This is a genomic window from Winogradskyella epiphytica, from assembly GCF_003217215.1.
In the GTDB taxonomy this organism is placed as follows: Bacteria; Bacteroidota; Bacteroidia; order Flavobacteriales; family Flavobacteriaceae; genus Winogradskyella; species Winogradskyella epiphytica.
The window spans coordinates 632,931-659,189 of the sequence record NZ_QJTD01000002.1 but is presented as its reverse complement, the minus strand read 5'-3'; the positions used below and the strand labels follow the sequence as shown (position 1 = coordinate 659,189).

Below are 26,259 nucleotides of genomic sequence, written 5' to 3'. Positions count from 1 at the left end.
GAATACCATAATTTAAAATAGATAAGAGATGAGTAAAACGTTTAATCCGTTGGAATGGATGGAAATCCCAAACCAACAACAGCAAAATACAGAACAGAATTACCAACTAGATACAGACAATAATTCAGAAGTGGAGAAGGTCATTAAAAACATAGAAGCAAAACAAATTGATATTGCTCCTAATTATAACGATTGGATAAGCATAGGCTTTGCATTTGCTGATGAATTTGGAGAGTCTGGAAGAAGTTTGTTTCATAGAGTAAGCCAATATTATTCAGGTTACAATATTAAGGAGTGCAACAAGCAATTTGATAATTGCCTAAAATCTAAAGGTCAAGGTGTATCGCTCAAAACCTTTTTTTTCCTTGCCAAACAAGCAGGTGTTTCAATTATAACGCAGTCAAGTGACCAGTATAATGTTAATAGTAGAAATTTCAAATCATCCAAAGTTCCAGGTGTTCAAGACAACCAAGAAGAAGAATCGATTACGGAGCTTATGCCAACATTCCCAAAATCCTTATATTTTGATATACCCGAATACTTGCAACAAGTGGTTGAGGTAGCAACATCAGATGAAGAAAGAGATATATTACTCTTAGGATCTTTGGCGGCCATTAGTGCGTGTTTTCCCAAGATTTACGGTATTTATGATGGTAAAAAAGTGTTCTCCAATCTATTCCTTTTTGTAACTGCACAAGCATCCGCAGGAAAAGGTCGTTTGGTGCATTGTCGCCAATTGGTTAATCCAATTCATAAGGAATTACGAGAGGAAGCTAAATTGCACAAACAACACTTTGAAATAGAAATGGCCGAATACAATGCTAATAAAGGAAAAGTTGAAGGAATCGAAAAACCCGCTCGACCACCAGAGAAAATGCTCTTTATACCTGCAAACAATAGTTCAACAGGAGCATATCAATTACTGGGCGATAGTGATGGCAAAGGGTTAATTTTTGAAACCGAAGGAGATACATTAGCACACGCATTTAAAAGCGATTACGGAAATTATAGTGATGGTTTCAGAAAAGCATTCCACCACGAAACTATTTCCTATTATCGAAGAACGGATCGTGAATTTGTAGATATAGAAAGTCCTTGTCTTTCTACGGTCCTTTCAGGTACACCAAAACAAGTTTCGGCTTTGATACCAAGTGCAGAAAATGGTTTGTTCAGTCGCTTTATTTTTTACTATATGAATGTGAAACCTGTATGGAAAAACGTATTTGCAAGTACAACAGAAAACGGACTGGATGATTACTTTGAAAACTTAGGCAACCAGTTCTACGAATTATATAAGTTGCTTAAAGTCAATGGAGATTTCCAATTTCACTTAACCGCAGACCAACAAGAACAATTCAATCAGTTCTTTAGTGAAATACAAGTCAAATACCTCAATCTTCAAGGTATGGACTATATGGCTACCATTAGAAGGTTAGGTTTAATTGCATTTCGTTTCTGTATGCTCTTTTCAGCCTTAAGAATTTTAGAAATGCCACACATCCAATTCAATAATAAAGGTGTGGCATTCGATGGCTCCACAGGAGAAATATATAATTTAGGCCATCAAACTGGAGACACTTCTAATAAACTCATTTGTGAGGAAAGGGATTTTCAAGCTTCATTGGCTATGATTAAAGTATTGGTAAAACATTCAAGCAAAGTCTTTGGTGAACTCCCACAAGAAGAAACCAAGCCCACCCGAAAGAACCGTAAAGAAAAATTCTTATATGCTTTACCTAGAAACTTCAATCGTCAGAAATATTTAGAAGTAGCCAAAAAGCTTAACATTCCTGCAAAAACAGCCGAAGGCTATATAACCAGTTTTATTAAGGCAAACCTAATCCACCGTGAACAAAAGGACACTTATATAAATCTAGCTATTGAGGAAGTTGAGGAAATGGAAGATTCCAAGGAGGTGTAAATTATATATTTGTCAGGCCATAGCCTGACAAATCAGTTAGTGCAGTATAGTTTATTAACCCAACTGAGTTTTGCATATTCCATATCCTTCGTATCCGCTGTTTCCTTTAATTCCTGAAAGGTATCACGAACTCCCTTGATATGAAATAGAAAAATCTGTGTGTAAATCCTTAATTCAACAAGCACATTACAAGCAAATTAACCCTCTTTATTTTCTTTTCCTTTTTTACGGTTTTCCTTATTCTTTTTCTACAATTTTTTCTTACATTGGACAATATTTGACAAGTCAAAATTTAAAAGATTAAAAAAATTCCCCCTATGAATTATAAAAAATCATTTATTAAATCTAAAACAATACATCTTACTGTGGAGAAATTAATAAACACTGAAAGATGAAATTAGCCAATCGCATTAAAGAACTTAGAGAAAGTCAAGGGTTACTCCAAAGGCAGCTCTCGGCTCAGTTGGAAATTGACACACCTATGTTTAGCAAGATTGAACGTGGCGAACGCAGAGCAAAACGGGAACAGGTGCTAAAGATAGCAGAAATACTCAACGAAAATAAAGATGTGCTTTTATCGCTTTGGCTTACAGATCAATTATTAGATGTAGTTAATGGTGAAGAACAAGCATTACAAGCCTTAAAAATGGCAGAAAAGGATATTAAAGCAAACAAAAAATAAGAAATACACATATATGGTTATGAAGAAATGAGCTTGCTCATTCACGAATACCGTTGAAAAAACATTAAAATAAATGAGTAAAACCGAAAAAACCAAATCCATAGAAGAAACCCTTTGGCAGTCTTGTGATAAATTAAGAGGTTCTGTTGAGCCCTCAGAATACAAACACGTAGTATTAGGGTTGATTTTTCTGAAATTTACCAGTGATAAATTTGAAGAGCGTAGAGAAGAACTAATTGCTGAAGGCAAAGAGAAATATGTAGAAATGAAAGACTTCTACAATATGAAAAACGTATTCTTCTTAGAGGAAATTTCTCGGTGGTCGTACATCAGTAAAAATGCAAAGCAAAATGATTTAGCCTTAAAAATAGATACGGCACTTCATACCATTGAAAAAGATAACCCTGCTTTACAGGGGGCTTTACCAGATAACTATTTTTCTCGCTTAGGCTTAGACCGCACCAAATTGGCATCATTGGTTGATAAAATCAATGAAATAAACACTTTAGAAGATGAATCTCAAGACATCATAGGTAGAGTTTACGAGTACTTTCTTAGGAAATTCGCCATCAAAGAAGGAAAAGGAAAGGGAGAATTTTATACCCCTAAAACCATCGTAAACCTTATGGCAGAATTAATAGAACCTTACAAAGGGATTATCTATGACCCTGCTTGTGGCTCTGGTGGTATGTTCGTACAGTCTATTAAGTTTATAGAAAGCCACCAAGGAAATAAAAAGGAAGTATCTATCTATGGTCAAGAATCTTCCCCTACTACCTATAAACTGGCTAAGATGAATTTAGCCATTAGAGGTATTTCCGCAAACTTAGGAGACAAGCACGCTGATACATTCTCAAACGACCAACACAAAGATTTAAAAGCCGATTTTATTATGGCAAATCCACCCTTCAATCAAAAAGATTGGAGAGGTGCAGATGAGTTACAAGACGACCCTCGTTGGAGAGGTTATGATGTACCACCAAAAAGCAATGCCAACTATGGTTGGATTTTGAATATGGTAAGTAAACTTTCCGAAAATGGTGTAGCAGGATTTATTTTGGCTAACGGAGCTTTATCTGGTGGTGGTGAAGAATATAAAATCCGAAGAAAGCTGATTGAAAACAACTTGGTTGAAGCTATCATCATCATTCCACGAGATACTTTTTATACTACAGATATAAGTGTAACACTTTGGATTTTAAACCGCAATAAAAAGCAACGTACCATTACAATTAATGATAGAGTTAAAAACTATCGTGACCGTGAAAAGGAAACCCTTTTTATAGATTTAAGACGTTGGGGAAGTGAATATGAAAAGAAGTTTATTGAGCTAACTCCTGGAGATATAGAAAAAGTAGCCGAGAATTATCACAATTGGCAACAAACAGATTGGGAAACGACCTATAAAGATGTTCCTGAATATTGCCAATCGGTACATTTTGACAAAATTGCTGAAAACGATTTTTCTTTAGTTCCAAGCAAATACATCCAGTTTGTAGACGGCGATAGCGGTATTGACTTTGATACTGAAATGAAGCGTATTCAGGGTGATTTTAAAGAGCTATTGCAAGAAGAAAAACAAAGTCAAGAACAACTCATAAACGCATTTAAAACTTTAGGATATGAGTTATAAACCCATTGGTAAATATATACAGCTGGTTGATAACCGCAATAAAAATTTGTCGGTTACCAATTTACTGGGTATAAACATTACCAAGAATTTTATGCCTTCTGTTGCAAATGTTTCAGGAACAGATTTGTCTAAGTACAAGATTATTCAAAAAGGGCAATTTGCTTATTCTGCAATGCAAGTTGGAAGAGACGAAACCATAAGAATAGCTCTTTATACAGATGATGAACCTGCCATTATTTCACCCGCCTATTCTGTAATAGAGGTAATTGATGAAAATGAGTTGTTGCCTGAGTATATGATGATGTGGTTTCAAAGACCCGAATCTGATAGGTATGGATGGTTTATTAGTGATAGTAGTGTTAGAGCAAGTTTAGATTACGAACGCCTTTGCGAAATTGAAATCCCTATTCCCGATATAGATGAGCAACGCAAATATGTAAACCTCTACAAGGGATTGCTTAACAATCAAAAGACCTATGAAAATAGCTTAGAAGATTTACAGCTTATTTGTGATACCTACATTGAAGATTTAATAAAAAAAGGACCTCTTGAAGCCTTAGGTCCGAATATAAAGCCAATTGATACAAGAAATTCGGATGAAAGTATAACCTTATTTCAGGGTATCAGTAACAACAAGCATTTTATGACACCCAAGCAGGTTGGTAAGAACATCAAATCAGCTAAGGTCGTTTTACCAGGTCAATTTGCTTATAATCGTGCAACCACAAGAAATGGAGAGAAAATATCAATTGCCTATAGAGATTTAAGCGATAAAGCTTGTGCAGTTTCATCAGCATATCAAGTTTTTGAAATCACAAAAAAAGAAAAACTTCTACCAGAATATTTACTAATGTTCTTTAAAAGAAGTGAATTTGATAGATATGCAAGGTTTAAATCGGAAGGAAGTGCCCACGAATTTTTTGATTTCGACAATATGTGTAGGGTACAACTACCTATTCCAGACATAAAAGTACAAGAAGCCATTGTTACCATTTACCACACCTTAGAAACCCGTAAACGCATCAATGAGCAGTTAAAAGCCTGCATCAAACCATTATGCCCTGTTTTAATGCGTGGTGTTGTGGAGAATATGAACAATCAAAAAGCACCAGCACATAGCCTATGAAAAATTGGATACCAAAAGCAATAAGCTATTTAGATAAATCTTTAGGTAAAGTACCTTCAGAACTCAATGAAATAGATTGGAAAGAAACCCTTTCGCCAAAAAACGACAAACTATGTCAACATATTTCGGCATTTGCAAATATGCCAGGTGGTGGTTTTTTAGTGTTTGGCATTAACAACAAAACGGCAAGTATTATAGGTATAAAAAGAAATGAAGCAGATAATATAGTAGAGCGTTTGGCATCACTTTGTCGTGATGGAGTTGACCCTTTAGTAAAAATAGACCATAGCATAGAAACCTTTAGAGGCGAAGAATTATTGTTTGTTTACATTACAGAAAGTGCGGTAAAACCTGTGCATCTTTCAGGAAAAACCATAGAAGATAGTTTTATAAGAAGTGGTGGCACAACACGTAAAGCATCAAGAGCAGATGTAGGTGCTTTAATGCTAAACAGTAAAGCCCCAACTTGGGAAGAGTTGCACGCTTCTAAATTACTAAATGAGGTAGAAGTAATTACGCTTTTAGAGTACGATAAAATTTTAGAACTACTTGGTAAACCCATACCATCAGACATTAAAGAAATTCTAAAATGGTTAGAGGATGAAAAGATGTTGGTAAATGTTGATGGTAAAGGCTATTACATCACCAATTTTGGAGCAATTGCAGCAGCTAAAGATTTAAACAAGTTTGACGGTTTAGCAAGAAAAGTTGTTCGGCTAATTAAATATGAAGGAAAAAATAAAGCAGGTGCAAGCAAAGAATATCCAGGAAGAAAAGGATATGCTGTAGGCTTTGAGTCGCTTATTGTCTTTATCCAAGGACTGCTGCAAGATAGTGAGGTGATAAAAAATGCATTAAGAGTAGACACATCCATTTATCCTGAACAGGCACTTAGAGAATTAATTTCAAATATTTTAATTCATCAAGATTTTACAATTAGAGGTTCTGGACCAATGATTGAAATTTTTGACGATAGAATTGTTTTTAGTAATCCTGGAAAGCTATTACCGTCCAAAAAGATAGATAGACTTATTCGCACAACACCTGAATCAAGAAATGAAATATTAGCATCAGCATTTAGAAGATATAACATTTGTGAGGAAAGAGGCTCAGGATTTGAAAAAGCAGTAATTGCTATTGAACTGTTTGGCTTACCACCTTTAAAATTTGAAGAGTTAGAAAATTCATTTAAAGTCACAATGTATGCCCCTAAAAAATATGCAGATATGACTAATGATGAACGTATAGAAGCGTGCTATCAACATAGTATCATAGAATATTTTGGAAATGGAGGCTTTAATAATGCTTCACTAAGAAAGCGTTTTGGTATGCACGATAAACAGGCATCCCAAATTTCATTATTAATAAAAGAGGCAATAGAATCAGGTAAAGTAAAACCGAAAGATGCTGATAATGTGTCTAAAAAATTCAGTTTATATGTTCCTTATTGGGCTTAATAGTTTATTTAATTAGAAAATGGAAAGAGTTATTAACATACTGAAAATCAAGCGTTCCTTATTTAATTCTAATTCGGAAAACAAAAATGGTTTATTTAACTCTAATTCGGAAAAATGCCGTAATATACTGATATACAAGGGTTTTTTATTTAATTCTAATTCGGAAAAGCTATTTATATGAGCAAACAGGAAAATCAAATCATACTAAAAACAATCACCGAGTTATTGGGGCTTCATTTTTATATACCCGATTACCAACGTGGTTACAGATGGACCAGCCACAATGTAAGCCAATTGCTCAATGATATTTGGGAATACAGACAAGACCCTGCAAAGGTCAATTCCTTTTACTGCCTTCAACCCATAGTGGTACGTAAAAAAACGTGGGTTTCAGAAAATGGAGATACTGTTGATGGTTATGAATTAATTGATGGTCAGCAAAGATTAACCACTATTCATAGAATCCTAACGTATCTGAGGATAGAACACTTACGAATAGATAAATTCAGTGATGAATATAAAGAAGACATCTATACCATAGAATACCAAACACGACCAGAAACACGCCAATTCTTAAATCAAACAGAAAGTAATCTCACTAAACCTGATTTGTATTACCTAAGTAAAGCCTATGATACTGTTAAAGATTGGTTTGAAAATAGTGGTAAGATTGAAGGGCGTTCCGATAAAAACAACTTTTTAGATACGCTACTTCCGAGTGTAAAGAAAGATGCAGAAGGTGATACCATAATGCCAGAATGGAGTACGCAAATTATTTGGTACGAAATAAACGATAACTCACAGAAAAGTGAAGAACTATTTACCCGACTTAACAGAGGTAAAATTCCATTGAATAGTGCAGAACTAATCAAGGCAAAGTTTGTAAATCAAGAAAGCTTCAAAGAGTTTGGAGAGCAAGAAAAGGTAAAAAGACGTACCCAACTTATACAGTTATGGGATGAGATTGAAAACCACCTCAACAACCCTAAATTCTGGGCATTCATATCCAATAAAAAGATGGATAGTTATGCTTCCAAAATAGAATACTTGTTTGATATAGCGACTCAGAAAAAAGATAGTAGCAAAGACAATCTATACAGCTTTATACACTTCTTTGATGATAAAGAGAATGCAGAATCCCTTTGGGAAAAGTGGTTAAGTATAGAAGAAATATACCGTTCATTAAGTTACTGGTACACTCATAAAAATTACTATCACAAGGTAGGTTACCTCATTGCTATTGGCACTAACATTATGGATATCATCCAGCTTAAAAAAGAGAATGACAAAGACCTTTTTGAGCAAGAGATAAACCGTTTAATAGCAGAGAGTATTCCTAACGATTGGGACGATTTAAGTTACGACAACCGCAACGACCACAAAAAGCTGATAGAAATTCTGTTATTGGTAAATACAGAGCTTACGCGAAAGAATAATAACAACAACGATTTCTTCCCTTTTGAAATATACAAGAATATCAATAAGAGCTTAGAGCATATTCACGCTCAAAATATCATAGGCATAAATGAGAACAAAAGGGAGCAATGGTTCTCTTGGTTAGATATGCACTTAAACGTGCTTCCCTCAATAACTACCAATACTAAAAAAGCAGCTGAAATCATTGAGCAAGCCAAAACCATTGATAGAGAAAAATACACCTATGCTCAGTTTCAGGATTTAAGTGCATCCATTATAGAAATACTTCCAAAAGATGATGAAGATGAAAACCTGTATCTGCACAATATTAAAAACTTGGCTCTTTTAGGACTAACAGAAAATATCTCATTGAGTAATTCCATTTTCGAAATTAAGCGAAGAAAAATTATAGAGATGGATAAGAAAGGTGCATTTATTCCTATTGCAACCAAAAGAGTATTTCTAAACTATTATCAAAAAGAATCTTATGCTCAATCATCCATCTGGACAAAAGTGGAAAGAGAAAACCACTTAGAAGAAATTGGCGAGTGCTTAAACCATTATTTAAACAAAACACCAGTACTCAATGAAGCTTAAATTTACAAACATACTAGCCGATAAAGTTGAAATACCAATCATTCAACGAGATTTTGCACAAGGCAGAACAGATAAAAACACCAGTAAAATAAGAAGGGATTTCTTAGATGCCATTTTTGATACCATTATTAAAAACAAAGAAGAAGTCACACATAAAAACTTAGAGTTAGATTTTATATATGGTAACAAAACACAAGATGATAATCCAATCTTCTCACCTATTGATGGCCAACAAAGACTAACTGTATTATGGTTGTTGTATTGGTTTGTTACATCAAAGGAAAATGTACCTAAAGAGGAAAAAGAAACGCTACAAAACTTTGTTTACGAGACAAGGCATAGCACCACCATATTTTGCAAAAAGCTAATAGCTTTTAATCCTCAATTCACAAGTAGTAGTATATCAGATGAAATTAAAAACCAATCCTGGTACTTTGAAACTTGGGATTTTGACCCAAGCATTCAAGCAATGCTTGTCGTGTTAGATGATATTGAATTTCGATATGATGATTATGGTCTGGAAGATACTTGGCAGGTTCTAAAAGGCGACAACTGTCCTTTTGAGATGTATCAGTTGGTATTAAGTGAGTTCAAATTATCCGATGATTTGTACATCAAAATGAACTCAAGAGGTAAACCTCTTACCGAGTTTGAATACTTCAAAGCCAATTTTTCTGAGATTATTACAGATGAAGAACTAAAGCAAAAATTTGAAAAGCAAATTGACCAAGATTGGTTTGATTGTATTTGGAATCTACTCTTAGAAACTGAGGAAGCTAAGAATGTGAAAGATATTGCCTTATTAGTGGACAATAGCTTCTTAAACCTCTTCAACTTTATCACCTACGTTATAGGTCTTAAAAATGATATACAATACTCTGATACTGTAGAATCCTCTAAAGAGCTTAAAAGTATCTACGGTAACATAGATAATGTAAAAGAGCTCTTTTCCATATTAGATAACTTGGTACTTAGCAATGAGATAAATCCTGATTTTTGGAGGAATACCTTTTATTTCGATAAAGCCAGTTTTAATGAAGATAAAACAAGATTATTCTTCCCTCATAAAGAGCATAACTTATTAGTTCGCTGTTTACTGTACTTTGATAAGGATAGAGGTTTTAGCTTACCAGAGCAACTGTTACTGCATAGCTATTTATTCCAAAACATCCACCAAACAGAAGACTTTGCTCGGAAATTAAGAATTGTAAGAAACCTTGTTGCAAATTCAGAATTTGAGTTACGTAGAGAAACCTTGGTAGAAAGCATCACAGAATTAGAAACCTTCTTACTGAGTTTTGATTTTGATGCCTTAAAGAGATTTAAAACCGACCAAATACAAGAGGAAAAAGAGAAAGAAGCGTTTTACCAAACCCGAGAATCTCTTGATACTTTCTACCGTATAGAGGATAGCGACATTTTTAGAGGTAACATATCCATATTTGAATTGGACGACCATACAGAGGATAGGGCTTCTCAGTTCTTAAAATACTTTGATGAAGATGTACTAATTCAAGACTTCTCTAATACAGCTAATTTCTTACTCTGCTTTGGTGACTACACCCAACACGATAGCGGTAATGAAGAGAGAAAAGAAGGCTGGTACAATATTCTTTCAGGAAATAAGAAGGTCATTAGAAAGTTTTTCACGACACCAGGTTACGGAAAGAAGAAAGATATTTTTTCACATACTCGGCCAGTACTGATGAAGTGCTTAGACTTCTTAGCAGAAAATCCTAATACAGATATTGCAGAACACATTAGCACAGAACTTGCAGCTTACGAAGAAAAGCCTAAGGATTGGAAATATTACTTTATCAAATATCCTTCATTTAGATGGGAATGCAATAGAGGCTACTACTGGAAAATAAAGGATTATGTGTTTAATAAGATGCGTCAAAAGCAATTCAATGGTTTTAACTGGTGTCCGTTTTTTTATGAAGTAAATCAGCAGATTAAGACCAAAAAACTAACACTTGGAGAATACGACAAGCCACTCTTTCTGAAAATCAAGAAGAACATTTTAAGTATCGTTAGAGATAGCAATCATTTTGTTATTAACAATGAAAACACAGAAGGTGCTGTAAACCCAATTTATGATGATCTTATAGCTAATGAAGTGATTGATAAAGAAGGCATATTAAAAATAGAGCAAAATGCTGAAGGGTTGGATACAGAAGATAGAGTTGTAAGATTAATTGAGTGTATCAAGTATATCATTAATCAATATTAAAAACCCAATTTATAAAAAAACTTATTTTTTATGACAGAAACCAACCGCATAGAATACAAAGCACAACTCACCAAAGATTTAGATTTGGAAAAAGAAGTGGTAGCCTTTTTAAACTACCACGAGGGCGGTTTGGTCTATATCGGTATCGATAAAAACGGCAACACCCTTGGTGTAGCAGACCCGGATGCCGATATGCTTAAAATAAAAGACCGCATTAAAAACAACATCGTTCCTTCCGCTATGGGCTTGTTTGATGTGGTGTCAGAAGAAAAAGACGGTCAGCCTATCATTAAAATCATTGTGGCGAGCGGTAGCGAAAAACCCTATTTCAAGAAAAAATACGGAATGACCGAAAAAGGCTGTTACCTACGTATTGGTACAGCGGCAGAGCCTATGCCTCAAAAAATGATTGAGGAATTGTTCGCTTCTCGTACCCGTAATTCTATCGGTAAAATAAAGGCGAACCGACAAGACCTTAGTTTTGCCCAACTGCGTATTTATTACGAAGAAAAACGCAAACCACTCAACCAACAGTTTAAAAAGAATTTAGAGCTGCTTACCCCACAGGGCGATATTAATTACGCAGGCTATTTGTTGGCAGACGAAAACAATGTATCGGTAAAAGTCGCAAAATACAAAGGCACTACCCGTGCAGATTTAGCTGAAAGCAATGAATACGGTTATGGTTCACTCATTAAAGCCACCAAAAGCGTACTCGATAAAATAGAACTGGAAAACCGTACCCTTACCCAAATTACCAGTAAGGAGCGTTTAGAAAAAAGGCTTTGGAATGGTATTGCCTTACGTGAAGCTATTATCAACGCTTTTGTGCATAACGACTATACGCGAGAAATAGCTCCCAAGTTTGAAATATTCCAGAACCGTATAGAAATTACTTCAGCTGGTGCTTTACCCGAAGGCTTGAGTGAATCTGAGTTTTTTGAAGGCTATTCCGTTCCTCGCAACAAGGAGTTAATGCGAGTTTTCAAAGACGTGGACTTGGTAGAACAATTAGGTTCGGGAATCCCAAGAATACTGGAAACCTATGGTAAAGAATGCTTTCAGTTCTCCGCTAATTTCCTGCGTATGGTCTTTCCATCGGCAGAACCGGTCAACACTACCGAACAAGTACCTGAACAAGAAACCGACCAAGCTATCGACCAAGCTACCGACCAAGCTACCGACCAAGTCAAAGCCTTGTTGTCTGTTATGATAAATGAGCACAACAGAAGTGAATTAATGGATTTCTTGAATTTATCGCATAATCATACATTCAGACAAAACTACTTGCATCCAGCTATTGAAAAAGGGCTTATAGAATTAACCATTCCCGATAAACCCAATAGCAGCAAGCAAAAATACCGTCTTACAGCAAAAGGTAAGCAACTTAAAGAACATATAAAATGAGTTTAATATCTACCAAAATAGCGAACAGAAATATCCAGCAGGGTACATTAATATTCACCTTAATACTAAGGTGGGTAGATAAGTTGGTAGATGGGTTGGTACTAAACTTGGTACAAGATTTGGCTCTACAGAGAAAGCCAGCATTAACCGTTAACCATTAAGAATTAACCATTATTGATGAAATTTACAGAAGCAAAATTAGAGGAAGCATTTATAGAGTTATTGGGTAATGAAGGTTATCCACATTATTTGGGCAATACTATTAGCCGTATGCCCGAAGAAGTGTTGATTGAAGAAGATATAATCGAGTTTCTATTAACACAATACAAAAAAGAAGGACTCACCCTTACCGAGGCTAAATCCATTGTATTGCAGCTAAAAACATTACCTGCTTCTGATTTATATGAAACCAATAAAAAAATAATCCAGTGGCTGTCTGATGGCTTTATTCTAAAGCGAGAAGACCGTAACCAAAAGGATATTTGGGTATCATTAATTGACTATGCAGGCTTAGACCGTCAAATTCAAGGAAAAAACTTAGATACTCTATCAGTAGCCGAACCTCAAGAAAAATATGGCGACAATAACATCTACAAATTTGTTAACCAACTTGAAATTGTAGGCACAGAAAAGCGTATTCCTGATGGTATTATTTACATCAACGGAATACCAGTGGTAGTGTTTGAGTTTAAAACGGCTATTCAAGAGAATTGCACCATCCATAACGCTTATGTACAGTTAACAACACGTTACAAAAGAGATATTCCAGAGCTTTTTAAATACAATGCATTCTGCGTTATAAGTGATGGAGTAAACAACAAAGCAGGTTCATTTTTTGCACCCTATGAATTTTATTATGCGTGGCGTAGAATATCAGGCTTAGCTAAAGACGTAGATGGCATCGATAGTATGTTTACCCTTATTCAGGGAATGCTGCACCAAAACAGATTAAGGGATATTATTCAAAACTTCATTTACATACCCGATACGTCTAAAAAAGATGAGAAAATAGTATGTCGTTATCCACAATACTATGCCGCAAAAGCTTTATACGACAATATTAAAAAAGCTCAAAAACCAGAAGGAGACGGAAAAGGTGGAACATACTTTGGTGCTACTGGTAGCGGTAAGAGTTATACAATGCTCTATCTCACAAGACTATTGATGAAGAGTGAGTATTTTGAAAACCCTACAATCGTTCTAATTACAGACCGTACCGATTTAGATGACCAACTTTCAGGACAGTTTACCAATGCTAAAATTTACATCGGTGATGATACGATAACAAGCGTAGAAAGCAGAGCTGAATTAAGAGAGCTATTACAAGGTCGTGCAAGTGGTGGTGTATTCTTAACCACCATTCACAAGTTTACAGAAGATATTGAGTTATTGACAGAACGCACCAATGTGATTTGTATTTCTGATGAAGCACATAGAAGTCAAACCAACTTAGACCAAAAAGTTAGAGTTACCGAAAAAGGTGTAAAAAAGTCTTATGGCTTTGCCAAGTACTTACACGACTCGTTACCCAATGCAACCTATGTCGGTTTTACAGGAACACCAGTGGATGCGACTTTAGATGTATTTGGTAAGGTAGTAGATGCCTACACAATGACCGAATCGGTTAAGGATGAAATTACTGTTCGTATTGTGTATGAAGGTAGAGCAGCAAAAATAGCTTTACAGAATAGCGAGTTAGAAAAGATTGAGAAATATTACGAAGAAGCTGCGGAAGCTGGAGCCAATGAATACCAGGTAGAAGAAAGTAAAAAGCAATCTGCAAATATGAATGCCATTCTTGGCGACCCGGACAGACTGAAAGAATTGGCAGCCGACTTTGTTCACCATTACGAAAACCGAGTTACAGAGGGAGCTACCATAAAAGGGAAAGCAATGTTTGTAAGTAGTTCTCGCAGTATTGCTTATGAATTTTATAAGAATGTTTTAGAATTAAGACCTGAATGGAACGAAGTAAAAGTTGCAGAAGAAGGTGCAGTGCTTTCAGATAAAGATAAGAGGGAAATCAAACCTATGGAGCGTATCAAAATGATAATGACTCGTGGTAAAGACGACCCCAAAGAATTATATGATTTATTAGGTACTAAAGAATACCGTAAAGAATTAGATAGGCAATTCAAAAACGAAAAATCAAATTTCAAAATAGCTATTGTCGTTGATATGTGGCTAACAGGCTTTGATGTTCCTTTCTTAGATAGTATCTACATAGACAAGCCAATTCAGCAACACAACTTAATACAAACCATTTCTCGTGTAAACCGCAAGTTTAAAGGCAAGAATAAAGGCTTGGTGGTAGATTACATTGGTATTAAAAAGCAAATGAATTTAGCCCTTAAAAAATACTCAGAGGGAGATAAAGATAATTTTGAAGATATACAACAATCCTTAATTGTAGTAAGAAACCATTTAGACCTATTAGCGAAGCTTCTTCACAAATTTGATACCTCAAAATACTTTAACGGTTCTGCGTTAGAACAATTGAATACACTTAATACGGCCGCTGAATTTGTACAGTTGACCAAAGAGATGGAAACTCGATTTATGGGCTTAGTGAAAAGGCTAAAAGCGGCCTATGATATATGCGCAGGTAGTGAAGAACTAACACAGAAAGAAAGAGATTACACGCATTTCTATTTAGCGGTTCGATCCATTGTATTTAAGCTAACCACAGGAGATGCACCAGACACTGCTCAAATGAACGCCAAAGTAAGGGAAATGATTAAAAATGCCTTACAAAGTGATGGTGTAGATGAAATCTTTAAAATGGGCGAAGAAACAGAAAAGGAACAAGACCTTTTTGATGAGGATTACTTAGCTAAAATCGATAAGATCAAACTACCTAACACAAAAATTAAACTACTACAACAGTTACTTGCTCGAGCTATTGGTGAAATGAAAAAAGTCAATAAAGTTAAAGCTGTAGACTTTTCTAAGAAAATGGAATTTCTAGTTCAAAGATATAATCAACGCGATGAAAATGACATCTTAAGAAGTGAGGTTTATGAAGATATGGCAGAACAATTAACTAATCTTATTTGGGATGTATATAAAGAATTTAAATCCGGTGACGATTTAGGGATTGATTTTGAAGAAAAAGCCTTTTATGATATTCTAAAAGAATTATGTACTAAATACGATTTTTCCTATCCAGAAGATAAATTAATAAATCTAGCGAAAGCAGTAAAAGACTTAGTAAATGGCCAAGCCAAGTTTCCAGATTGGAACAAAAGAGAGGATATAAAATCAGCATTAAAAGTGGGTATTATACTTTTGTTAGATGAACACGGCTATCCACCAGTAGAACGAGATGAAGTGTATAAAGAAATCTTCGAACAAGCTGAAAATTTTAAAAAGCATAGCAAAACAAAATAGAAATATAAAACTGATATATGATCTGATAAAACCCAATGAGTAATTATGCAAAATCACTGTTTCAACATATTAGCCTTTGCCCATCCCCAAAATGAACTAACATGCTACTTTACCAATGTAGAAGATGAAAAACTTACAAGAGTTTATCATAGCATAGTTCCTGATGAGGTTATGCAGGAGTTTGGAGAACAGGAACATTATTACACATCATTCACAAAAGCGGTAGAAGGCCTTTATCCAGTTACTAAGGCGGTTAGTCCAAGTTATGAGATAAAGGAAGATGAAAACGGTGAGCAACGCTCATATAGAATACACAATTCAAGTGTGTCAATTTCACTTTTAAAACGTTACTATAACGCACGTATACACGAATATTTCCAAGTTAAAGGCTTTTTAGTTAAGCCTAATTTTATCAGCGATACAGAAATTTGGCTACCAAGTAAGAAGTACGATAAAACAGGACAATTTAATCTATTCGACCGCTATTCGCTAAAAGTGCAGTATAAAACTGTAACCAAACAAATGGAGTTACTTGTAACCTCAGGAGGAACTTCTAAAGTCTATAAACAGTCGGTTGAAGAACTACAAGAGTCTGTTTCTCCTAAGGCTTTTAATTGGGTAATTTTTGAAAATGCTCTGTATAAGTTTGATGAATTGCCAAGTGCAGGTAAAAGAGCTTACCACAAAGTATTTCCTGTTTGGAACTTTGACATTCGGGATGCTTTGGGTGAAACCACGGAAGCACCTGATAAATCCAACAAGTACATAAAGTTTAAAGCAGCTATTGATTTCTTTTACAAAACCTACTTAAACACGGAGGAATTTAAAAAGCTTATTCCTATCCATTCAAATGGATATATACCTGTTGAAGAAATTAGATTGGGTAGAGTTAAAAGCAATAGCAACCAGTTGTTGTTTGGAGAAGGTAAAACCGATATTGTTCCAATGAACGGTATGAAAAATCACGGTCCTTTTGATTTTAGCGATACTTCAAAAATTCATTTCTTCTTCATTTTTCATAAAGATGATGTTAAGGTAGCTAAGAAAATGGATAGTTTTTTTAGAGGTACTGAAAGAGGTTTTGGAGGCTTATCAAAATTCATTCATACACCTTACCACACCGAGAAAGGTTTTAGTATAATGTTTGAGGACAGAGAAAATCCTTATTCTGAAATCTACCAAAAAGTAACGGAAAAGCACTTTGAACCCGATATCCAGTATATAGCCATTTACATTAGTCCTTTTTCTAAAAACACCTCAGATAAGGAAAGTCGAAAAGTCTACTACAAAGTAAAAGAGTTATTACTCAAAAAAGGAATTTCCTCTCAGGTAATAGATGCAGAAAAAGTACTTTCTAACGAAAAATACTTTTACAGCCTTCCTAACATTGCCATAGCCATATTAGCCAAATTAAACGGTATTCCTTGGCGTTTGGACAATACAGTAAAGAAAGAATTAATAGTTGGAGTAGGGGCTTTTAAGAACCCTGAATTTAATATTAAATACATAGGAAGTGCATTCAGTTTTTCTAACAATGGTAGATTTAATCGGTTTGAATGTTTTCAACAAGACCAGATAAAAGAATTGGCGGGTTCCATTATTAAGTCCGTGAAGGATTATGCGGACCTAAATCCTGATATAAAACGCTTGGTAATTCATTTCTATAAGACAATGAATCGAGACGAGTTACAACCCATAGAAATGGGATTAAAACGATTAGGATTAGAAATACCAGTGTTCATTGTTTCAATCAATAAAACAGAATCATTAGATATTGTAGCATTTGATGTAAGTTGGAAAGATTTAATGCCATTAAGCGGAACATACATCAATATTGGTTACAACAAATTCCTATTGTTTAATAACACCAGGTACAGCAATAACAATTTCAATTTTTATGATGGTTTCCCATTCCCAATAAAATTAAAAATTGAGTGTACTCAAAAGGAATTGGTAGACGACATAAAAACAGTTAGAGAACTAATAGACCAAGTATATCAATTCAGTAGAATGTATTGGAAATCGGTACGCCAACAAAACCTACCAGTGACCATAAAGTACCCTGAAATGGTTGCAGAAATGCTCCCACACTTCGAGGGCAACGAAATACCCGAATTTGGAAAAGATAACCTTTGGTTTTTGTGAATACAGGACTTAAATTATCTTAAAAACATCAAAACCTAATCAAATAATTAAGCTGACTTAAAACTTATGATTAAAAATAGAAAGCAAGGAGGGAAAGTGAATTTTATGCAAGATATATGGAAAGTGCATACAGATGTTCAAGAGCAAATGTTACAACTACGTTCTGTTCCTGTAAGTATTATTCCAGAATCAGCAAAAATAGTAGGTGAAAAACTTTTTCTTAAAGTCAATGAGAATGACAAAACGGATAGGTTCTTGGAAAGAATAAAAAAACATTTCAATATTGAGTCAAAGGATATAGATATTATAGGAGGTTTTTTTTGTGTCGATTTAAAACATTCATCTAAAGTCAGTTTCGAGCTAAAAAGTCAATTATCACAGAAGGCCGCGGCAAACTTTATCGAATTCTTGCCAAATCCAATTATTGATGGGTATATAAATAAACTAAAATCCCCTATTAGTGATTTAAAGGATATTTTGGATAAATCAAATTTTGACTATGATTTTGATAGAAATGGCAGGTTGCAAATTTCTATTAACGATTTGAAGTTGTTAAATAAAATGTGTTCAGATGAAAATTTGAATATTCAAATTCCAGAGCAATCGAGTATAATAATGCCCGTTTATCCTAATCCGTTATATTTTATAAAAAAAAGTCTTCCTTCTTTATCAGCAATACATAAATCTAAGGTCTCTATACATAACGATGGTAATGTTACCTGGAATAGAACTATTGAAATATCTAATGTATATTTAAAGGAAGCATTCGTTGAAAGACTTAATAAAGAATTTGGCCTAACATTAATAGGTTATGATTTTATATTTTATATAGATTCAAGTGTGGTTGGAAAATATATTCGAAAAGAATCTCCTTATGTTTTGCCTAAATTAATTAAGGAAAATAATTCATTTGTTTTTCATACCAATCTTAATATTAAAGCAAGCAATAGTTATATGATGGCAGCATATAACGATGAGAAGTGGAATCTAGGTATAAAGTATAAACGTTTAATAAAGTTTTTTAACGCATTTTTTGGTTCAGAGAATGTCCGTTTTGAATCAAAATTCATTTATAGTTATGATATATTTAAGTACACAAAAGAATTCTTACCTTCATTAGAGTATTCGAAAGAGGATTTACGTCAAGAAGTTTTCAATTCCATGATTTCAGAATCAGTTTCTGTAAGTGATAATATGGAGACTATCGGTATTGATTTCGATTGGAGAAATGAAGATTTAAATTCTTTACTAGAAGATACAAGCAACAAATGTCAGTTTTTAAATTTATCTATTTTCAATAATCATAGATGTAATATTGATTTTCAAATACAAGATGTATCGTTAGATGAAACAGAAAACATGTTACGGGAAAAATTCCCATCTATAAAAACGATACGAAACAATAAAAAAGGAACTTTTTATTTTTATCAAGAGTATCAATCACAAGAGCAAGCAATACTTCTAAAAGATATGATTCAATCTGAGCTTGATAAAATAGACTCAAGTAATTTTGAAAAGGGACTGTATAACATTGACAAGGATAAAGAAAAATATAGACTTGATGTAGATATTTCAGCTAAAAAGGATTCGCAAGTATCTGCATTAAAAGAAATTAGAGGGTCTGACTTTAATGTAAATGAAAATTATTTAGGCAGATTAATTCGAGTTAATTTTCCTGAAATGATTTTTGATATTTCAGGTGATTTTTTTGAAAAAAATAAGACATTATTTGAGAGAAAAATTATTGATACGATTGAGCCGAATTTAATAGGGGATATAGAGAAGGTTAATCGTTTAAAGGATTCATTAGATAATATTGTAAATGGGAAGAACCTACAAAACCCTAATTTAAAGGACTTTATTTTTGATGCTTCAAAAGCTAAGATAACTGAAGACATTGAGTCTCATACTCATTGTAATAGTCAGACTTATGCAGATTTAGAAACTCATTTAATGAATAATAGAGTTAATGAACCACAAAAAATAGCAATTATAAAAAGCTTGCTTGCAGAAGATTTAGCACTAATTCAAGGGCCTCCTGGTACTGGTAAATCAACTGCGATAGCTGAAATTATTTGGCAACATATTCGTAAAGATTCTGAAGAAAGGATATTACTTACCTCAGAAACTAATTTAGCTGTTGATAATGCAATAGATAGGATTGTTAATGATTATCACAATTTAGTGAAACCTATTCGATTTGGTAGTGAAGACAAACTAGAAATTGAAGGGCGTCAATTTTCTATTGAAACTATGAAGAGATGGGTGGAGACTAACTCGATTGATATAAATGAAAATGAAGCAACAGAGGATGAAGAATGTTTACCTCAGAAATTAATTTTATTAAATTGGATTGATAATATTAAAAAACGTACTGAAGAAAGCCAAATAGATAAAGATATTAATGAATTGTGGAAAAACTTTTTATCAAACCCTTCCAAAAATACTAGAGAAATATTTTACACTGCTTATGTGAATAACTGTAATGTAATTGGTGCTACCTGTAGCTCCATTGGAGAGAATAATACACGTGCTAATCCTACAAGTTTTTTTAGGAGCTTTTGTGAAATATTTGGTTCTGTAGAGAAAAGGTTTAATAGAGAAGGTAAAGAATATACTTTGTACAATGGAGATTTAAAGTTCTCAACGGTAATACAAGATGAGTCTAGTAAAGCAACTCCAGCTGAACTTTCTTTGCCTCTTATTTATGGTAAGAAAAATATTATTATTGGAGATCATAGACAATTACCTCCTCTGTTAGACAAAGAATCCTTTATGATGTCTTTCGACTTCCTATTAGACAGGGTAGATAGTGATGAACAAAGCAAGCAAATCAATAAGTTAAAAAACTTTGCTAGCAAGCATTTTGATGTATTAGAGATTTCACATTTTGAACGGTTATTTGAAAAAATAGATGACAGTTTAAGAGGGGTGTTTAATATGCAATATAGAATGCACCCTGATATTAATGAAGTCATAAAACAATTCTACATTAGTGATGGTGGTTTACAATGTGGACTAATTGAGCCAATAGATTTAGGGGTTAATGATCCAGATATGTCAAATCCTGCATCTCGATACCACGGGATTGAAGTAGATGGTTTAGTGTCAAAAGATAATCATGTTATATGGATTGATACGGACTCACCAGAGTTATTAGATGGAACTTCAAGAGTTAATTATGGTGAAGTAGAAGCAATAAAGGACATATTAACTAAATTTCGTAATTCTGAAAGTTTTAATAATTATCAAAGATTTTGGAGTAACCCGGAAGACCAGCAAATAGGATTAATAAGTTTTTATGGAAAACAAATTCGTTTATTAAAAGATTTAAGAAAAGAATTTAATGATATCCCTCTACGTGTCAGCACTGTTGATCGTTTTCAGGGTATGGAACGTAATATTATAATTGTATCAATGGTACGTAGTAATCGTATTGCAACTGACAAAAACCAAAAACCAGACAAAGCAATCTATGGAGATTTAGGGTTCCAAGAGCAAAAGGAGTTGGGATTTGCAAAATCGCCAAATAGATTAAATGTAGCCCTTTCGCGTGCTAAACGTTTATTAATTATTGTAGGAAATAGTGAGTTGTTTAGACAAATGGAAATTTACGATAACGTTTACCAATCGATTGTTAGTAACCCTAATGGTAAAATAATAAAATACGAAACTAAATGAATTGGAAAGATATTAAAGATAAAGCAGAATTAATTTATGCTTCAATTGAAGAGGATAAAGGATTTCGTACTTGGAGTTTAAAAAGAACTACCTGTAATATTTTTTTCTATGAAGAATTTCAAATTGAAGATATTGATAAAATAGCTTGTTCAGTTCTTAGTAAGCATGGAGGCATTCTTGATGAGGTACGATTTGCTACGATATTAGGGTTTAATGTGGTAGAGAACTATCAAGTAACTCCTAAGAAATATGCAGATAAAGCAGAGCTTGAAGTTTATAAAGCGCTAATCCAACAAGTTATGAGTTGGGGCTTAGTTAATTATATTGACAATAGTTATGTCTTATCAAAGCTAGGAGAAAAGGCGTTAATTAAAGGGAAGAAATATAGGTTCTACTCAGGAAAAAAAGTATTGTTTGAAAACTCAAATATCAAACCTATTAATTCACTTAAAAATCTGTTTTTCCCATTTAATTCAGCAATAGGTGTATACTCTGATGTGACAAATAAATTAATACTTGATTATAATAACCTAAATGTTGAAGAAGTGTTTTCTGCTAAAGAGACTGACTTGATTAAACGTCATAAATTACAGTCTAAAGAGGAATACTTTATTTACTATTCAGAGGAAACACGTCACTTTAGTTTTGATAGTTGTCAAGTAGATATTCGTTTATATAAAAACGAAGGAAATTATATTCCTATTATTTTTCATAAAGGCATTATAAGCATACCTGCAACGGAATTGTTACATAGTTCTGAAAATAAAGAACAAAAGGAAAAAAAAATAGAATGGGCGTTGTACTTGAAATTAATTAAAGATCCTAATGCTAAATTAGATTATGAAACAATTATTCCATTTGAAGATTTAGTAGAACTAGATTCGCTGATAGAGGATAAACGTTTGGTTTGGAGTGATGGTAAATTATTTGATTTTATTGCTCAAAAAGCTGATGCAAATCAGTGGTATTCTATTTCAAATAGATGCCCAATTGAAACTTTGAAAAATTATTTGACTGAATTTATTACAGAATTAGATTGGACATCTTTATCCTTACGTATAGATGACAGTTATTTAATTCAAAATGCAACCAAGTATCCCTGGAACTTTGAAGTAATAACCTCAAAAGAGGATCTAAATATTGAGGTTATTAAAATGTTATTGCTTATCCCTAGTTTGAAGGATGAAGATTGGGATTGGGATGTAATAATGCCTCAATTAGATTTTGAGTACATAAAGTCTAACATAGATAAGATAAATTTTGAGCTTTCAGAATTAACAATTAACAATATTAGTAGTGTTAAACCTTTAATTAAACAATATCCATCAAAAAAATGGAATTGGACATATATCTCAAAGGAATATGATTTACCATTTATTTTAGTAAATATAAGTAGTTTTAGTAGTTATCTAAATCTTACAATGACTTTAAATCGTGCATTTAAATCAGAAGACCATGTTGTTTCCTTTTGTAACTCTAATGAGGTGCAAAAAGTGCTAACCGATGAGAAAGATAATAAACTCAGCAGTTTCTCTCCAAATCAATTAAATTATGTGTGGTCAACAACCTTAATTGATTTATTAGAAAGCACAGGATATTTGACATGGAAAAGTGGTAAGTATGCTTTAGGCTTTGAATGTAATCCATATTTAGAATGGACTTATGAATTATTTAATAAATATCATACAAAGATTACAACTGATAAAGGTTTAGACTTCTTGTCATCACATGTTTCAAGCACTCAGATAGTTACATCTTTTAGTCAGTTTAATTGGAATTGGCATTTAATATCCTCAAATACTAAGTTAATTAATGATGCATCTTTTGTATTGAAATATAAAGATAGATTAGATTTTAATATTCTGTTAACTGAAATTAATGGGGAATCCTTGGAGTTAATTTTTGAAGAAGCAAATATTTTAAAATTTCTTGAAGACAATCAAAATAAATGGTCAGAAGTAACAGAAAAAATTTCAAAAGAATTTATTCAAAAGAATATTAATTTAAGTTGGGACTGGAAGGTTTTAACAAAACGTTTTTGTTCAACAATAAAAATAGAGTCCTTAGGTAATGAAAATTGGATTGATAAATGGGATTGGAAATATCTTACCCAAAATCTTGATTTTAATGAGGTTTTGGACAGGTTGGATTTATATGTTGACCGATGGGATTGGAATTATATTTCACAAGAAGCTGACAAACATTTTATAATTAGTAATTTATCTGTTTATCCAAGCTATTGGAATTGGCAAATATTATTAAGGGATCGTTTAGAAAAAGAAGATTTAAATGTTTTAATCTTAGCAGAAATAGCTGCATGTATTTCAGTTTATGAAGAAGAAGCTAATGCTTATCTATGGGAACTCATTACAAAAAAGTTTGAATATGAGGAGTTAAGTGCATTGGTTTCTAAAACTTCGAATGAGACAGTTTTTAATTGGGATTACAACTATTTTTACAATTTACCAGATTTTAATCCATTAAATTATCTAGATGAGAATTTTGATATTATAAATTGGGATGCCTTTTCGAGTTCTGATTCTCTAAATAAGTCATTAAGAAGGAATAAAGATTTATTTAGTTATGGTGTTTGGATTGATATAATTTTTAAACTGCTTAAAACAAAAAACTATAAATGGAATTTCAAGTCTTTATCAAAATTAGATAGCATTAATTGGAACACATCTATTTTAAAAGTAAAATCGTCTCGTTGGGATTGGAAATATTTATCAGAAAACAGTAGTTGTTTCAAAAAAGACAGTGGTTTCAGAGAGAGGTTTAATGAGTTTGTTGAATTTATTGATTTTCAATCATTTTCTAAACGTACAGACTCTGATATTTCAGAAGAGTTAATAGATGATTTAATACACAAAAATTGGGATTGGGAATCACTTTCGAATAATCATTCAATTAAGATTTCCCTTGATTTTATATGTAAACATAAAGACAAGAAATGGGATTGGGAAAATTTATCATTTAGAAAAGATATCGTGTTTTCAAACGAACTGTTCATTAAGTTATTTGACAAAGAATGGAATTGGCAAGAAATATCTCAGCGGAAAGATTTAGAATTTAATGAAGATTTAATTAGAAGTTTAAGTAGCAGGTCTTTAGATTGGGAATTGGTTTCCAAAAATAAAACGTTTGTGCCCAATGTAAATGTTTTATCACTATTAAAAAGTAAGAAGTTAGAATGGAACTACATTTCAAAAAATCCTCAATTATCAATCGAGGTACTTTGGGATTATAAAGAGCTTTTAAATTGGGAGTTTGTAACTCAAAATAATGTAGTTGAATTTTCAGATATTTCTTTTTTAAACAAATATAAAGATTACCTAGATTGGGATTATATTTCAGATTCTAAAAAATTTATTTTGTCACATGAAAATCTCACACAATTTAAAAATAAACTTAATTGGGCTAAAATATGTGAGAGAGAGGATTTTGAAATCTCCGAAAAATTATTAGAACCTTTTAAAGATGTATTAAATTGGTCACAGGTATCTAGTTCAATGAATATCCAATTTACAAACGAGTTGATTGGTAGATATCGCGAAATGTGGGATTGGCAAAAATTAAGAAAAAATCCTCTAGTAATTGAACGTCTAGATTCGGTTTTAAGTAAATATAAAGAAGAATTTAATTGTGTAAATTTTTTAGAAAAATTTGATAGAGAGCCGTTTATTTATCATTTTACTCATTTATTCAATGCTGTAAGTATTATCAAAGAGCGAAAAATAATGAGCAGAAACAAAGGAAAAGGGAGCTTTTCGGATGCCGCAGGGAGTCTTGTAGAAAGGAGAAATACGGCACATAATTTTGCTCGATTTTATTTCCGACCTAAAACACCAACTCAATTTTATAATGAATGTTTAGGGTGGGATACCTCACTAACAACACCGTATGGGAAGTCATATTATAATAAGGCAAAGCAAATGGGGTTGCCTAAATGTCCAATTCCAATATTTTTTAAATTCGATTTAAAGGAGGTTTTGATGAAAATGCCTAAAAAATGTTATTATAGCACGGGTAATATGCAATCTAATAGCTCACAAATTAGAAAAGTTTCAGATGACCCTAATTCTTTAAATGTATTGCATTTATATGCTAGAGCTTCTGACTATGAAAACTACAAACAATATGCACAGCAAGAATTTCTAATAAAAGACGAATTTGATTTTTCAACTTTAGATTCATTTCAAATTTTATGTTATGATGATGAACACGTCAAAATTCTTAAATCTCAACTAGGAGATGATCCTATTTCTAAGAAAATAAGTTCAGCAGAATGGGGGGTATTTCACAGGGAAAACCGAGAGTTACACATAACTCAAACTGACTCTGAAATTTCAATTGCTTCAGATTATGGAGGTAGTGCTTATTTTGCGATTAAAGGTGAAGGCTTGACAGAATTACAAATTTTAGAAACAGAATGCATACAAAAAGAAACAAATTCTGAAATTTTAGCATATCCTAAGATTAAGTTTGTTAGAACAATTAAACCTATTGAAGTGTATTTTGTAGATACCTCATTAGGCAAAAAAGATTGGTTAATTTATAAAAATTAAAAT

12 protein-coding genes are annotated in these 26,259 nt (G+C 33.1%); all 12 read left to right on the top strand.

Annotation, left to right across the window (positions count from 1 at the left end; translation table 11 throughout):
- Positions 1–28 precede the first annotated feature (28 nt).
- The 12 genes from DFQ11_RS08070 (at position 29) to DFQ11_RS08015 (ending at position 26,256) form a co-directional block, all read left to right on the top strand.
- Positions 29–1,921 carry a DUF3987 domain-containing protein gene (locus DFQ11_RS08070; RefSeq protein WP_110475339.1) on the top strand — a complete coding sequence of 631 codons (1,893 nt, stop codon included), beginning with the start codon at positions 29–31 and terminating at the stop codon, positions 1,919–1,921.
- 391 nt (positions 1,922–2,312) lie between these two features.
- The gene (locus DFQ11_RS08065) at positions 2,313–2,603 is read left to right on the top strand and encodes a helix-turn-helix domain-containing protein (RefSeq protein ID WP_110475338.1); all 291 of its coding nucleotides are present in this window, start codon (positions 2,313–2,315) and stop codon (positions 2,601–2,603) included.
- A 73-nt stretch (positions 2,604–2,676) separates the two neighbouring features.
- A complete protein-coding gene (locus DFQ11_RS08060; protein ID WP_110475337.1) occupies positions 2,677–4,236 on the top strand; it encodes a type I restriction-modification system subunit M in 1,560 nt (519 codons plus the stop codon).
- The gene (locus DFQ11_RS08055) at positions 4,226–5,362 is read left to right on the top strand and encodes a restriction endonuclease subunit S (protein WP_110475336.1); all 1,137 of its coding nucleotides are present in this window, start codon (positions 4,226–4,228) and stop codon (positions 5,360–5,362) included. Before DFQ11_RS08060 ends, DFQ11_RS08055 begins: the two co-directional genes overlap by 11 nt.
- Positions 5,359–6,819: an ATP-binding protein gene (locus tag DFQ11_RS08050; RefSeq protein WP_110475335.1), complete on the top strand. Its 1,461-nt coding sequence runs from the start codon at positions 5,359–5,361 to the stop codon at positions 6,817–6,819. The genes DFQ11_RS08055 and DFQ11_RS08050 overlap by 4 nt, the downstream gene beginning before the upstream one ends.
- A gap of 177 nt (positions 6,820–6,996) precedes the next feature.
- Positions 6,997–8,832, top strand: a complete 1,836-nt coding sequence (locus DFQ11_RS08045; protein ID WP_110475334.1) for a DUF262 domain-containing protein — start codon at positions 6,997–6,999, stop codon at positions 8,830–8,832.
- A complete protein-coding gene (locus DFQ11_RS08040) occupies positions 8,822–11,065 on the top strand; it encodes a GmrSD restriction endonuclease domain-containing protein (RefSeq protein ID WP_110475333.1) in 2,244 nt (747 codons plus the stop codon). Before DFQ11_RS08045 ends, DFQ11_RS08040 begins: the two co-directional genes overlap by 11 nt.
- Before the next feature lie 30 nt (positions 11,066–11,095).
- A complete protein-coding gene (locus DFQ11_RS08035) occupies positions 11,096–12,472 on the top strand; it encodes a Fic family protein (protein WP_110475332.1) in 1,377 nt (458 codons plus the stop codon).
- 177 nt (positions 12,473–12,649) lie between these two features.
- Positions 12,650–15,862 carry a type I restriction endonuclease subunit R gene (locus DFQ11_RS08030; protein ID WP_110475331.1) on the top strand — a complete coding sequence of 1,071 codons (3,213 nt, stop codon included), beginning with the start codon at positions 12,650–12,652 and terminating at the stop codon, positions 15,860–15,862.
- A gap of 45 nt (positions 15,863–15,907) precedes the next feature.
- On the top strand, positions 15,908–18,007 hold the full coding sequence (locus DFQ11_RS08025) for a Piwi domain-containing protein (protein ID WP_110475330.1): 2,100 nt from the start codon (positions 15,908–15,910) through the stop codon (positions 18,005–18,007).
- A 66-nt stretch (positions 18,008–18,073) separates the two neighbouring features.
- Positions 18,074–21,688 carry an AAA domain-containing protein gene (locus tag DFQ11_RS08020; protein WP_110475329.1) on the top strand — a complete coding sequence of 1,205 codons (3,615 nt, stop codon included), beginning with the start codon at positions 18,074–18,076 and terminating at the stop codon, positions 21,686–21,688.
- Positions 21,685–26,256: a DarT ssDNA thymidine ADP-ribosyltransferase family protein gene (locus tag DFQ11_RS08015; protein WP_110475328.1), complete on the top strand. Its 4,572-nt coding sequence runs from the start codon at positions 21,685–21,687 to the stop codon at positions 26,254–26,256. The genes DFQ11_RS08020 and DFQ11_RS08015 overlap by 4 nt, the downstream gene beginning before the upstream one ends.
- Positions 26,257–26,259 lie beyond the last annotated feature (3 nt).

What these genes read in the sequence shown, in the direction of transcription:
- DFQ11_RS08070 (WP_110475339.1), top strand. Translation starts at nt 29, where the DNA reads ATGAGTAAAACGTTTAATCCGTTGGAATGGATGGAAATCCCAAACCAA.
- DFQ11_RS08065 (WP_110475338.1), top strand. Translation starts at nt 2,313, where the DNA reads ATGAAATTAGCCAATCGCATTAAAGAACTTAGAGAAAGTCAAGGGTTA.
- DFQ11_RS08060 (WP_110475337.1), top strand. Translation starts at nt 2,677, where the DNA reads ATGAGTAAAACCGAAAAAACCAAATCCATAGAAGAAACCCTTTGGCAG.
- DFQ11_RS08055 (WP_110475336.1), top strand. Translation starts at nt 4,226, where the DNA reads ATGAGTTATAAACCCATTGGTAAATATATACAGCTGGTTGATAACCGC.
- DFQ11_RS08050 (WP_110475335.1), top strand. Translation starts at nt 5,359, where the DNA reads ATGAAAAATTGGATACCAAAAGCAATAAGCTATTTAGATAAATCTTTA.
- DFQ11_RS08045 (WP_110475334.1), top strand. Translation starts at nt 6,997, where the DNA reads ATGAGCAAACAGGAAAATCAAATCATACTAAAAACAATCACCGAGTTA.
- DFQ11_RS08040 (WP_110475333.1), top strand. Translation starts at nt 8,822, where the DNA reads ATGAAGCTTAAATTTACAAACATACTAGCCGATAAAGTTGAAATACCA.
- DFQ11_RS08035 (WP_110475332.1), top strand. Translation starts at nt 11,096, where the DNA reads ATGACAGAAACCAACCGCATAGAATACAAAGCACAACTCACCAAAGAT.
- DFQ11_RS08030 (WP_110475331.1), top strand. Translation starts at nt 12,650, where the DNA reads ATGAAATTTACAGAAGCAAAATTAGAGGAAGCATTTATAGAGTTATTG.
- DFQ11_RS08025 (WP_110475330.1), top strand. Translation starts at nt 15,908, where the DNA reads ATGCAAAATCACTGTTTCAACATATTAGCCTTTGCCCATCCCCAAAAT.
- DFQ11_RS08020 (WP_110475329.1), top strand. Translation starts at nt 18,074, where the DNA reads ATGATTAAAAATAGAAAGCAAGGAGGGAAAGTGAATTTTATGCAAGAT.
- DFQ11_RS08015 (WP_110475328.1), top strand. Translation starts at nt 21,685, where the DNA reads ATGAATTGGAAAGATATTAAAGATAAAGCAGAATTAATTTATGCTTCA.